This window comes from Streptomyces glaucescens (genome assembly GCF_002154375.1).
GTDB classification, from domain to species: domain Bacteria; phylum Actinomycetota; class Actinomycetes; order Streptomycetales; family Streptomycetaceae; genus Streptomyces; species Streptomyces glaucescens.
The window spans coordinates 1-12443 of the sequence record NZ_MUND01000192.1 but is presented as its reverse complement, the minus strand read 5'-3'; the positions used below and the strand labels follow the sequence as shown (position 1 = coordinate 12443).

12 protein-coding genes are annotated in these 12443 nt (G+C 72.7%); 11 read left to right on the top strand and 1 reads right to left on the bottom strand.

Going from position 1 to position 12443, the window contains the following annotated elements; all coding sequences use genetic code 11:
- Positions 1-682: SseB family protein (locus CCN42_RS14225; protein WP_086735914.1), on the top strand; the 682-nt coding region annotated here is incomplete at its 5' end.
- A 10-nt stretch (positions 683-692) separates the two neighbouring features.
- Here the strand turns inward: CCN42_RS14225 and CCN42_RS14220 are convergent.
- Positions 693-1061 carry a DUF1844 domain-containing protein gene (locus tag CCN42_RS14220; RefSeq protein ID WP_211294703.1) on the bottom strand — a complete coding sequence of 123 codons (369 nt, stop codon included), beginning with the start codon at positions 1059-1061 and terminating at the stop codon, positions 693-695.
- Between the two features lie 340 nt (positions 1062-1401).
- Here CCN42_RS14220 and infC point away from each other — a divergent pair, with 340 nt between their 5' ends.
- The 10 genes from infC to CCN42_RS14170 all read left to right on the top strand — a co-directional run.
- Positions 1402-2091 carry a translation initiation factor IF-3 gene (infC, locus tag CCN42_RS14215; RefSeq protein ID WP_169731454.1) on the top strand — a complete coding sequence of 230 codons (690 nt, stop codon included), beginning with the start codon at positions 1402-1404 and terminating at the stop codon, positions 2089-2091.
- Between the two features lie 110 nt (positions 2092-2201).
- Positions 2202-2396, top strand: coding sequence for a 50S ribosomal protein L35 (rpmI, locus tag CCN42_RS14210; protein ID WP_004933563.1), 195 nt, complete (start codon positions 2202-2204; stop codon positions 2394-2396).
- Positions 2397-2496: 100 nt separating this feature from the next.
- Complete coding sequence (gene rplT, locus CCN42_RS14205) at positions 2497-2880, top strand: 50S ribosomal protein L20 (protein ID WP_006141703.1); 384 nt, start codon at positions 2497-2499, stop codon at positions 2878-2880.
- 110 nt (positions 2881-2990) lie between these two features.
- Positions 2991-3839, top strand: coding sequence for a TrmH family RNA methyltransferase (locus CCN42_RS14200; protein ID WP_086735910.1), 849 nt, complete (start codon positions 2991-2993; stop codon positions 3837-3839).
- A 53-nt stretch (positions 3840-3892) separates the two neighbouring features.
- On the top strand, positions 3893-5044 hold the full coding sequence (locus CCN42_RS14195; RefSeq protein ID WP_086735908.1) for a sensor histidine kinase: 1152 nt from the start codon (positions 3893-3895) through the stop codon (positions 5042-5044).
- 164 nt (positions 5045-5208) lie between these two features.
- Positions 5209-6330 carry a phenylalanine--tRNA ligase subunit alpha gene (pheS, locus tag CCN42_RS14190; RefSeq protein WP_086735906.1) on the top strand — a complete coding sequence of 374 codons (1122 nt, stop codon included), beginning with the start codon at positions 5209-5211 and terminating at the stop codon, positions 6328-6330.
- Positions 6330-8843, top strand: coding sequence for a phenylalanine--tRNA ligase subunit beta (pheT, locus tag CCN42_RS14185; protein ID WP_086735904.1), 2514 nt, complete (start codon positions 6330-6332; stop codon positions 8841-8843). The genes pheS and pheT overlap by 1 nt, the downstream gene beginning before the upstream one ends.
- 223 nt (positions 8844-9066) lie before the next feature.
- Positions 9067-10122 carry a PP2C family protein-serine/threonine phosphatase gene (locus CCN42_RS14180; RefSeq protein ID WP_086735902.1) on the top strand — a complete coding sequence of 352 codons (1056 nt, stop codon included), beginning with the start codon at positions 9067-9069 and terminating at the stop codon, positions 10120-10122.
- Between the two features lie 261 nt (positions 10123-10383).
- The gene (locus tag CCN42_RS14175) at positions 10384-11724 is read left to right on the top strand and encodes an NsdA family TPR-like regulatory protein (protein WP_086735900.1); all 1341 of its coding nucleotides are present in this window, start codon (positions 10384-10386) and stop codon (positions 11722-11724) included.
- Positions 11725-11935: 211 nt separating this feature from the next.
- The coding region (locus CCN42_RS14170) for an NUDIX domain-containing protein (RefSeq protein WP_086735916.1) at positions 11936-12443 on the top strand (508 nt) is incomplete at its 3' end.

Sequence of the window (12443 nt, the reverse complement as noted above, 5' to 3'; positions counted from 1 at the left end):
CGCCGATCCCCGGCTGAGCGCGGCGCTCGCCGCCTGGGCCGAGGACCGCACCGCTCTCGGCCCCGTTCTCGAAGCCCTGAAGGGCGCCCGGCTGCTGGTCCCCGTCGTCGCCGTGCTCGGCGAGGCGGAGGAGGACGAGAACGGGCTGCGCCGCGAGAAGACCAGCGACATGGCCGTCCCCACCCTGAAGGCCGCGGGCCGGACCGCGCTGCCCGCCTTCACCTCCACCGACTCCCTCGCCCGCTGGGACCCGCAGGCCCGCCCCGTGGCCGTACCGCTGCACCAGGCGCTCCAGGCCGCCGCCCACGAGAAGGCGGACACGGTCGTGCTCGACCTGGCCGGCCCGGTGCCGTTCGAGCTGACCGGACCCGCGCTGCTGGCGCTGGCGGAGGGCCGGACGACGACCGACCCCCTCGCCGATCCCGCCGTCCGGGAGGCGGTGCGCGCCGCCGTCGCCGCCGAGCCCGCGGTGGTGCGCGCCCATCTCGGTCCGGGAGCGGCCGACGGCACCCTCGCCCTCGTCCTGGACCCGGCCGCCGTCCCCGCGGAGGCCGCCCGCGCGGTTGCCCGGCGGCTCGCCGCCGACGAAACGCTGAGGGCCCGCCTGGTGCGCGGCCTCGACCTGGCACTGCTGCCGGCCGGAACCACGCCTCCGGGCGAGCCCCTGTACGTACGCGGATGAGGTGCGGTGACTAGCCGTAGACGGGACCGGTGTACTTCTCGCCCGGTCCCTGGCCCGGCTCGTCCGGGACCAGCGACGCCTCGCGGAAGGCCAGCTGGAGCGACTTCAGGCCGTCCCGCAGCGGGGCCGCGTGGAACGAGCTGATCTCGGTGGCGCTGCCGTCCAGCAGTCCGGCCAGGGCGTGGATCAGCTTGCGGGCCTCGTCGAGGTCCTTGTACGTGTCGCCCTCCTCGGTCAGACCGAGCTTCACGGCGGCGGCGCTCATCAGGTTGACGGCCACCGTCACGATCACCTCGACCGCGGGGACCTCCGCGATGTCACGGGTCATGGCGGCGAAGTCGGGCGTCTCGGCGGAGTCCGAGGGGGAGGTCTCACTCATGCACCACACCATAGGGGGTGCGGTGCCGTGCCCTCCCGGTTAGCCCTTGTCAAGCGTTCCTGGTAATCTGGTGGACGACCGGCCGGACACCACCGTGTGCTCGGCCCACAAGTGGAGGCTTTCGAACTCCCACCTGACCACCCCCCGGGGCGGCGGGTCACCGGTCAGACGGTCCCGTCCCCGAGGCGGCGATCCGTCCGAATGCGCGCCCCGCGATGATTCGCGGCGGTGCTCCGGTAGTTCGAGGAGCCCCGCCTGTGATCGTCCGGGGCATTTTTTCTGTCTCGGCGCGGTTAGGTCTAACGAACAGAGACGTTACGCGGCTGTCCGCCAGACCGCCGTGTGGTGCTACCGAGGAGGATCCATCAGCGCCGAGCCCCGCATCAACGACCGGATTCGCGTTCCCGAGGTGCGACTTGTCGGTCCCAGTGGCGAGCAGGTCGGCATCGTGCCGCTCGCGAAGGCACTGGAGCTTGCGCAGGAGTACGACCTGGACCTGGTCGAGGTCGCGGCGAACGCCCGTCCGCCCGTGTGCAAGCTCATGGACTACGGGAAGTTCAAGTACGAGTCGGCCATGAAGGCCCGTGAGGCGCGCAAGAACCAGGCGCACACGGTCATCAAGGAGATGAAGCTCCGGCCGAAGATCGACCCGCACGACTACGACACCAAGAAGGGTCACGTCGTCCGGTTCCTCAAGCAGGGCGACAAGGTCAAGATCACGATCATGTTCCGTGGTCGCGAGCAGTCCCGGCCCGAGCTGGGCTACCGGCTGCTGCAGCGGCTCGCGGAGGACGTCCAGGACCTCGGCTTCGTGGAGTCGAACCCGAAGCAGGACGGCCGAAACATGATCATGGTTCTCGGTCCGCACAAGAAGAAGACCGAGGCGATGGCCGAGGCTCGCCAGGCGCAGGAAGCCCGGAAGGCCGAAGCGAAGGCCAACCCCGGCCGCTCGATGAACGCCGCGGACCCCGACGCCGCCAACGCCGAGGCTCCGGCCGAGGCTCCGGCCGACGCTTCTGCCGAGGCGTGATCCCCGGGGGTGCGAGCCCCCAAGGATGTAACCGATACAAGCGACGCTCCACCGTGCCCGGTTTTCGTGACCGGGCACCGGAGCGCCACCGACGAGGAGAGAACGGCGCTATGCCGAAGAACAAGTCGCACAGCGGTGCCAGCAAGCGCTTCAAGGTCACCGGCTCCGGCAAGGTGCTCCGCGAGCGCGCCGGCAAGCGCCACCTGCTCGAGCACAAGTCGTCCCGCGTGACGCGTCGCCTCACCGGCAACGCCGAGATGGCCCCGGGCGACGCCGCGAAGATCAAGAAGCTTCTCGGCAAGTGAGGTCGGGCGCGTGAGCGCCTGATCCACTGCGCAGACCGGGACCCAATCGTTTCCGGGCCGTGTGAGGACACCCACGGCCCCGCTACAAGGAGTAAAACAAGTGGCACGCGTCAAGCGGGCAGTCAACGCCCACAAGAAGCGCCGGGCGATCCTCGAGCAGGCCTCCGGCTACCGCGGTCAGCGTTCGCGCCTGTACCGCAAGGCCAAGGAGCAGGTCACCCACTCGCTGGTCTACAACTACAACGACCGCAAGAAGCGCAAGGGTGACTTCCGCCAGCTGTGGATCCAGCGCATCAACGCCGCTGCCCGCGCGAACGGCATCACGTACAACCGCTTCATCCAGGGTCTGAAGGCCGCGAACGTCGAGGTCGACCGCAAGATCCTGGCCGAGCTGGCCGTGAACGACGCGAACGCTTTCGCCGCGCTCGTCGAGGTCGCGCAGAAGGCGCTGCCGTCGGACGTCAACGCGCCGAAGGCCGCGTGACGCCGCGCTGGCTCTGAGCCGACGTGACTGAACGGACCCGTGGGCTGTGCCCGCGGGTCCGTTGCGTTGCGCAAGACGAACCCGCTGATGCTGATGAAGGTGAACTGAACATGCTCCCCGCCAGCCCCGAGCTGATCTCTCCCCGTTCCCCCCGTGTCTCCGCCGCCCGGCGGCTGGCCAAGCGGAACTTCCGGGGCAAGGAGCGGCTGTTCCTCGCGGAAGGGCCGCAGGCCGTGCGGGAGGCGGCGGCGTACGCGGACACCCTCGTCGAGCTGTTCGCCACCGTGGAGGCCGCGGAGCGGTACGCCGACATCGTCGGCGAGGCCCGGGACACCGGCGCCCGCGTCCACCTCGCCTCGGAGCAGGTGATCGCCGACATCTCCACCACCGTCACCCCGCAGGGCCTGGTCGGTGTCTGCCGGTTCGTGGACACGCCGTTCGAGGAGATCCTCCGGGCGCGGCCGAAACTCGTCGCCGTCCTCGCGCACGTCCGCGACCCCGGCAACGCCGGAACCGTGCTGCGCTGCGCCGACGCCGCGGGCGCCGAGGCGGTCGTGCTCACCGACGCCTCCGTCGACCTGTACAACCCCAAGGCCGTACGCGCCTCGGTGGGCTCCCTGTTCCATCTGCCCGTCGCCGTCGGCGTGCCCGTCGAGCGGGCCGTCGCCGGGCTCAAGGACGCGGGGGTGCGGATTGTCGCCGCCGACGGGGCCGGCACCGACGACCTCGACGACGAGCTGGACAAGGGCACCATGGGCGGACCCACCGCCTGGGTCTTCGGCAACGAGGCCTGGGGCCTGCCCGAGGAGACCCGGTCCCTCGCGGACGCCGTGGTCCGCGTCCCCATCCACGGCCGCGCCGAGAGCCTGAACCTCGCGACCGCCGCCGCCGTATGTCTCTACGCGTCGGCCCGCGCGCAGCGCGCCTCCGGAGGGTGCCGAACCGTCACCGAGAGCTAGTAGGGTGACGGGCTCGGGGGCCCACTCAACCATCCGAGAGGTGGGATACGGGGATGAGCGTCGGCACGAGCAGCGCACCGGGAGCACGGGACGTGCGGCACCCGCCCGCGCCCCGGTCCGGTGACCCGGCGGCGGGGCTCGGGATCGACCCCGACGACCTGCCCGACGGCCTCGTCGTCGCCGACGAGGACGGCCGGGTGATCTGCTGCAACGCCGCCGCCGAGCGCATCGCCGCCGTCCGCGCCGCCGACGTCCTCGGCCGGCCGCTGGAGACGGCCCTGCCGTTAGAGGACCTGGAGGGCCGGCGCTGGTGGCAGCTGACCGACCCCTACGGCGGCCTCGCCATCCGGGTCGGCCAGCCCGAGCGCAACCTGCTGCTGCCGGGCGGCCGGGAAGTGCTGGTCTCCGCCCGCTACGTCCGCAGCGAGCCCACCGGGCCCGTCCGCCGCGTCGTCGTCTCCCTGCGCGACACCGAGGCCCGGCGCCGCACCGAGCGCAGCCACGCCGAGCTGATCGCCACCGTCGCCCACGAGCTGCGCTCCCCGCTCACCTCCGTGAAGGGCTTCACCGCGACGCTGCTGGCCAAGTGGGAACGGTTCACCGACGACCAGAAGCGGCTGATGCTGGAGACGGTCGACGCGGACGCCGACCGGGTCACCCGGCTCATCGCCGAACTGCTGGACATCTCCCGCATCGACTCCGGACGGCTGGAGGTGCGCCGGCAGCCCGTCGACATCGGCGCCGCCGTCGGCCGGCACATCCAGGCGTACGTCGCCGCCGGCCAGGCCGCCGACCGGTTCCTGCTGCGGATCGAGCAGCCGCTGCCCGACCTGTGGGCCGACCCCGACAAGATCGACCAGGTGCTCAGCAACCTGCTGGAAAATGCGGTGCGGCACGGCGAGGGAACCGTCACCATCGACATCACGGCCACGGCGTCCCTCCGTGAGGGGGAGTCCGCCGAGAAAGCAGCCACGTCGGTCACGGTGAGCGACGAGGGGCCCGGCATCCCGGAGGAGTCCATGAACCGCGTCTTCACCCGCTTCTGGCGAGGCAGCAAGCGCGGCGGCACCGGCCTCGGGCTCTACATCGTCAAGGGCATCGTCGAGGCCCACGGCGGGACCATCACGGTCGGCCGCGCCCCGCGAGGCGGCGCCGAGTTCCGATTTACGCTGCCCGTGGGGGCACCGGCGTATCTCGCCCAGTGACCCACGGGCGCATTCGTACACGTCCACCCCGTTAGACTCGGCCTTTGGCACCTTTGTGTCCTGCACACGGCCCAGACGAGCCAGTTCACCGGCCGGTCACGGGGACCATCCGCCAGGGGGCACCTCCCAGCGAAGCTGGGGGACAATCGGAAGCACGGGAAGAGATGTCGGCACCCAATAAGTCGTACGACCCTGTCGAGGTCGAGGCGTTGAAACCGGAAGAGATCGAGCGCATGCGGGACGAGGCGCTCGCCGCCTTCGCCGCCGCGGACTCCCTCGACGCGCTCCAGGAGGCCAAGGTCGCCCACACCGGCGGCACCTCCCCGCTGGCCCTCGCCAACCGCGAGATCGGAGCCCTGCCCCCGCACGCCAAGGCAGAGGCCGGCAAGCGCGTCGGCCAGGCCCGCGGCGCGGTGAACAAGGCGCTCGCCGTCCGCCAGGCCGAGCTGGAGGCGGAGCGGGACGCCCGCGTGCTGGTCGAGGAGGACGTGGACGTCTCCCTGCCGTACGACCGTGTCCCGGCCGGCGCCCGCCACCCGCTCACCACCCTGTCCGAGCGGATCGAGGACATCTTCGTGGCCATGGGCTACGAGGTCGCCGAGGGCCCGCAGGTCGAGGCGGAGTGGTTCAACTTCGACGCCCTGAACATCGGCCCGGACCACCCGGCCCGCGGCGAGGCCGACACCTTCTTCGTGGAGGGCCCGGACGGCGGCGCCGACTCCGGTGTCGTGCTGCGCACCCACACCTCGCCGGTGCAGATCCGCTCCCTGCTCGACCGCGAGCTGCCGGTCTACGTGATCTGCCCGGGCCGCGTCTACCGCACCGACGAGCTCGACGCCACCCACACCCCGGTCTTCCACCAGGTCGAGCTGCTGGCCGTGGACGAGGGCCTGACCATGGCGGACCTCAAGGGCACCCTGGACCACATGGTCCAGTCGCTGTTCGGCGAGGGCATGAAGACCCGGCTGCGGCCGAACTTCTTCCCCTTCACCGAGCCGTCCGCCGAGATGGACATGGTGTGCTACGTCTGCCGCGGCGAGTCCGTCGGCAACCCCGACCGCCCCTGCCGCACCTGCTCCAGCGAGGGCTGGATCGAGCTGGGCGGCTGCGGCATGGTCAACCCGCGGGTGCTCACCGCCTGCGGCGTCGACCCGGAGAAGTACAGCGGCTTCGCCTTCGGGTTCGGCATCGAGCGGATGCTGATGTTCCGCCACAACGTCGAAGACATGCGAGACATGGTCGAGGGTGACATCCGGTTCACCCGGCCCTTCGGGATGGAGATCTGATGCGGGTCCCGCTTTCTTGGCTGCGGGAGTACGTCGACCTGCCGGCCACCGAGACCGGCCGTGACGTCCAGGCCAAGCTCATTTCGGCCGGTCTGGAGGTCGAGACGGTCGAGCAGCTCGGCCACGACCTCAAGGGCCCCCTGGTCGTCGGCCAGGTGCTGACCATCGAGGAGCTGGAGGGCTTCAAGAAGCCGATCCGCTTCTGCACCGTCGACGTCGGCCGGGCCAACGGCACCGGCGAGCCCCAGGAGATCGTCTGCGGCGCCCGCAACTTCGCGGTCGGCGACAAGGTCGTCGTGGTCCTTCCGGGCGCCACCCTGCCGGGCGGCTTCTCCATCTCCGCGCGCAAGACCTACGGCAGGACGTCCCACGGCATGATCTGCTCCAGCGACGAGCTGGGCATGGGCGACGACGGCACCAAGGGCATCATCGTCCTGCCGCCCGAGACCGAGGTCGGCCGCGACGCCATCGAGCTGCTGGAACTGGTCGACGAGGTGCTGGACATCGCCGTCACCGCCAACCGCGGCGACTGCCTGTCCATCCGCGGCGTGGCCCGCGAGACCGCCATCGCCTACGGCCTGCCGCTGCGCGACCCGGCGCTGCTCGACGTCCCGGCGCCGAACGCCTTCGGCTACCCGGTGAAGATCTCCGAGCCGCTCGGCTGCGACCGCTTCACCGCCCGCACCGTCTCCGGGCTGCGTCCCGAGGCCCGCTCGCCGATCTGGCTCCAGCGCCGGCTCCAGAAGGTCGGCATGCGCCCGATCTCGCTCGCCGTCGACGTCACCAACTACGTGATGATGGAGCTGGGCCAGCCGCTGCACGCCTACGACCGGGGGCTGGTCCAGGGCGCGATCGGTGTGCGCCGGGCCGAGGAGGGCGAGACGATCGTCACCCTCGACGGTGTCGAGCGGACGCTGCACGCCGAGGACCTGGTCATCACCGACGACCGAGGCCCCATCGGCCTCGCCGGTGTCATGGGCGGTGCCAACACCGAGATCGCCGATCACGAGGACGTGGAGGGCGCGACCACGGACGTCGTGATCGAGGCGGCGCACTTCGACGCCGTCTCCATCGCCCGCACCGCCCGCCGCCACAAGCTGTCCTCCGAGGCGTCCCGCCGCTTCGAGCGCGGCGTCGACCCGCAGGCCGCCTCCGCCGCCGCCCAGCGCACCGTCGACCTGCTGGTGCTGCTCGCGGGCGGCACCGCCGACGCCGGCGTCACCGAGGTCGTCGCGCCGTCCGCGCCGCACACCATCACCGTGCCCGCCGACCACCCCGACAAGGTCGCGGGCGTCACCTACGGCCGGGAGACCGTCGTACGGCGGCTCCAGGAGATCGGCTGCGACGTGTACGGGCAGGACGAGCTGATCGTCACCGTCCCGTCCTGGCGCCCCGACCTCCTGGAGGCCAACGACCTGGCCGAGGAGGTCATCCGGCTGGAGGGCTACGAGAACCTGCCCTCCACCCTGCCCAAGCCGCCGTCCGGCCGCGGTCTGACCCACCGGCAGCGGCTGCACCGCCGGGTCGGCCGGGCGCTGGCCGGCGCCGGCTTCGTCGAGGCCCCGAACTACCCGTTCGTCAGCGAGCAGGTCTTCGACCAGCTCGGCCTGGACGCCGACGACCCCGCCCGCCGCGTGGTCAGGCTGGTCAACCCGCTCAGCGACGAGGAGCCCGCGCTGCGCACCTCGCTGCTGCCGGGCCTCCTCGGCGCGCTGCGGCGCAACGACGGGCGGGGCTCGCACGATCTCGCGCTGTTCGAGACGGGCCTGGTCTTCCACCCGCGGGCGGAGCGGCCCGTCGCCGGGCACGTGCCGGTCGACCGCCGTCCCACCGACGAGGAGATCGCCGCGCTCGACGCCGCGCTGCCCGAGCAGCCGCGCCATGTCGCCGTCGTCCTCGCCGGCGCCCGTGAGCAGGCCGGCTGGTGGGGCAAGGGCCGTCCGGCCGACTGGGCCGACGCCGTCGAGGCCGCTCGGGTCGTCGCCCGTGAGGCCGGGGCCGACCTGGTCGTCCGCAAGGGCCGGTACGGGCCGTGGCACCCGGGCCGGTGCGCCGAGCTGGTCGTCGTCGCGGACGGCGCCGAGCAGGTCGTCGGCCACGCGGGCGAGCTGCACCCGCGCGTGCTGAAGGCGCTCGGGCTGCCCGAGCGGACCTGCGCGATGGAGGTGAACCTGGACGGGCTGGAGCGGGCCGGCGACGACACGCCGCAGGCGCCGGGCATCTCCACCTTCCCGGTGGCCACGCAGGACGTCGCGCTCGTCGTGGACAAGCCGGTGCCGCACGCCGAGGTCGAGGCCGCGCTGCGCGAGGGGGCCGGTGAGCTGCTGGAGGGCATCCGGCTGTTCGACGTGTACGAGAACGCGGAGCAGCTCGGCGACGGGAGGAAGTCCCTGGCGTACGCGCTGCGTTTCCGGGCCGGTGACCGGACGCTGACGGTGGACGAGGCGTCGGCGGCGCGGGACGCGGCGGTGGCGCTGGCCGCCGAACGGACCGGGGCGGTGCTGCGGGGCTGAGTCTCCGCGCCCGCTGAGCGGGGTGCTGCGCGAGCGTGGGCGGCTGTCGGTCGTCCTCGCCTGATCGCGCGGCACCCCGCGCCGTTCTGGGCGTGCCCGTCACCTCACTCGATCGGGTGAGGTTTGTGGCTGATCCGTTGCGACGGGGCATGCGATCGACAGAATCGGACCGGCCTCTCGGGGCCGGTCTGCGCTGTCAGGGCCTACTTGGGGGGCCATCGGCATGATCCGTATCAGGGCCCGGGCCCCCGGCCGCCGTGCGCTCGCGCTGGGGCTGCCCACCGTCTGGGGCGCCGCGGCCCTCGCCTGCAAGCTGACCTGTCCGCTCGCCCGGCAGGACAGGCCTGGGGCGCGGATCGTCTCCGGCGCAGTCCTCTTCGCCGTCGGCGCCGGGCTGGTCCTCCATGCCCGCCGGGTGCTGGTGCGCGAGCCGCGGCGCACCCGCGAGGTCGCCGCTGCCGCCCAGGGGGCGTTGCCGCGACCACTGCCGCCGCGCGTCGGCGGGCTGCGGGTGGCCGCCGCCCAGCTCTCCGCAGACCGGGGTGCCGGGGTGGGCGGTGACCTGTACGAGGTCATCGCGACCGAGCACGGGGTGCGGGCCGTGATGGGCGATGTGCGCGGGCACGGGATCGGTGCCGTCGGGACCGTCGCCGCCGTGCTCGGCAGCTTCCGGGAGGCCGTGCACGACGAGCCCGACCTCGGCAGGGTGCTGCGCCGGCTGGACCGTGGCCTCGCCCGGCACCTGCGCGAACGGGCCCGGACGGCCGGCGCGGACAGCCCGGTCGCCGAGGAGTTCGTCACCGTCCTGCTGCTGGAGATCGGCCGCGGGGGCGAGGTGCGGGCGCTCAACTGCGGGCACCCGTGGCCGTACCGCCTGCTGGACGGCCGGGTCGAGCCCCTGTCGTGCGCCGAACCCCTGCCGCCGCTGGGCCCGTTCCCGCTGCCGCCCGAGCTGCCCGACGTACGGTGCCGGACGCTGAGCCCCGGTGAGACGCTGTTCCTGCACACGGACGGTGCGGAGGAGGCCCGGGACGCGCGGGGCCGGTTCTTTCCCCTGGCGGCGGTGCTGGCGGAGGCGCTGAGCGCGGGGGCGGGCACGCCGCAGGCACTGCTGGCCGCCGTCTTCACGCGGCTGATGAAGCACACGGCCGGACAGCCGGCCGACGACGTGGCCCTGCTGGTCCTGCACGACGAACGCCGGCCCCGGCCCGCCGCGCCGGGGGCGGGGGGAAGCACGCGAGCCACCACCATGCGATCCCTGCCGACGAAGCACCTGTGATCCTGCCGGGCCGGCGGCAGCCGCCGCCCCGCCACGGAGTGTCGGGCAGGCGGCGGGGCGGACGGCTGGGACACGGGCCGCCGCACTGTACGAGGGGGAGCCGACGGCCCGGGCCGGCCTCTTTCGAGGCATTTCAGTCAACCGGCTGGAAACGCTCCGCGACAGCGCGCACACAGCGCGGATGCGAGCACTCCGTTCACACCCCGTGTGAAGCCGACTTCACTACGCTGTCAGCACCGAGCCACCACTGGGGGCGTCCCTATGCAGCCCAACACCCTGCTCGACGCGATTCTCGACGAGGCGGGCATCTCGCACGCCGGACTGGCCGCGCACGTGAACCAGGCCGGCCGGGCGCGCGGACTCGCGCTCCGGTACGAGCACACCGCCGTGGCCCGCTGGCTGAAGGGCCAGCGCCCGCGCGGCCAGGTGCCGGACCTGATCTGCGAGGTGCTCGCCGCCCGGCTGCACCGGCCGGTCACCCTCGACGACATCGGCCTCGGCGTCCCCGGCGGTGAGCCGACCGGCCACGGCACCTCGCTCTCCGGGTTCGTGGAGCGGGCGACCGCCCTGTGGCGCTCCGACGAGCAGCAGCGCCCGCACATCCTGGGCGCCCCCGCGGTCACCGGCACTCCCGCCGTGATGCCGGTGTGGGAGTGGGAGAACCCGCCCGAGGACGTCGACGTCTCCCGCGGCGGACGGCACCGGGTCACCCCGGCCGACATCGACATGCTGCGCGCCGCCCGCACCCACTACGAGCAGATGTACCGCAAGGCCGGCGGAGTGGCGACGCGCACCCGGATCGTCGGCTTCCTCAACGCGGAGGCCGCGCCGCTGCTGCGCGGCGGCTACACCGACGCCACGGGGCGTCAGCTGCACCGGGCCACCGGTGGGCTGGTGGCGATCGCCGGCATCTGCGCCTACGATTCCGACGCGCACGGCCTCGCCCAGCGCTACTTCCACCAGGCGCTGCGGCTGGCCAAGGCCAGCGGCGACCGGGGGCTCGGGGCGTACGTGATCGCCCTGCTGGTCAACCAGTCGCTGTACATGAGGGAGTACCGGCAGGCCGTCGCCTTCGCGGAGGCCGCGCTGCGCACCGCGGGCAGGCACATCACCCCGGCGCTCGCCTCCGACCTCTACGCGATGCAGGCGAAGGCGTACGCGCATCTCGGCGACGGCAGCAGCGCGCTGTCCTGCATCCGGCGGGCGGAGCGGGCCGCCGAGCGCATCCGGCGCGGCTACGAGCCCGACGAGACCGGCTATGTGCAGCCCGGCCTGGTCAACGTCCAGGTGGCGGAGGCGCTGCTCAGTCTCGGCGAGCTGGCGGCGGCCCGGGAGCACGCCGAGGCGGCGGTGGACACCCCCGCGCACGACCGGGGCCGGGTGCACCGGCTGGCCATGCTGAGCACCATCGAGCTGCGCCAGGGCAACGCGGACAAGGCCGTGCAGACCGCGGTGCGGATGGCCGAGCAGGCGCGCGGAATGGAGTCCCAGCGGCTGCGGGACAGACTCCGGGCGGTGCGCGAGCGTCTGATGCGGAGCGGCGGCGCGGGGACGGCCGAGGCCGCCGAACTCATCGACGGGGCCTTGCGCGTACCGCTGTAGCCGCCCCGGTGACGGTGAGCCGGGTGAGTCACCCGCGTTCACCGCTTCCCATCGCTGTTCACCGCCGTTCCTCGCGATCCGGCGTGATCCACTGCGACGCCGCGCGACACGCTGCGCCCGCCGCCGCCCGCGAGCGGCCCGCCGTGCGCCCTGCTGCCCGCCCCGCTCCTGCTGCGATATTGCCCCTTACTCAGCGGAAGGTGGCAGAACCGTGCAGTGGACGAAACAAAGCGAACAAACTGTGTATGAAAACCGCTGGTTCAGCGTCAATCTCGCGGATGTCGAGCTGCCGGACGGCCGGCACCTCGACCACTTCCTGATACGGCTGCGGCCCGTCGCCGTGGCCACGGTGGTGAACGAGGCCAACGAGGTCCTGCTCCTGTGGCGCCACCGCTTCATCACCGACAGCTGGGGGTGGGAGCTGGCGGCGGGCGTCGTCGAGGACGGCGAGGACATCGCCGCGGCGGCCGCCCGGGAACTGGAGGAGGAGACCGGCTGGCGGCCGGGACCCCTGCGCCACCTGATGAGCGTGGAGCCGTCCAACGGGCTCACCGACGCCCGGCACCACATCTACTGGGCCGACGCGGGCGAGTACGTCGGGCACCCCGTGGACGACTTCGAGTCGGACCGCCGGGAATGGGTCCCGCTCAAGCTCGTCCCCGACCTGGTCGCCCGTGGCGAGGTCCCGGCCGCCAACATGGCGGCCGCACTGCTGTTAC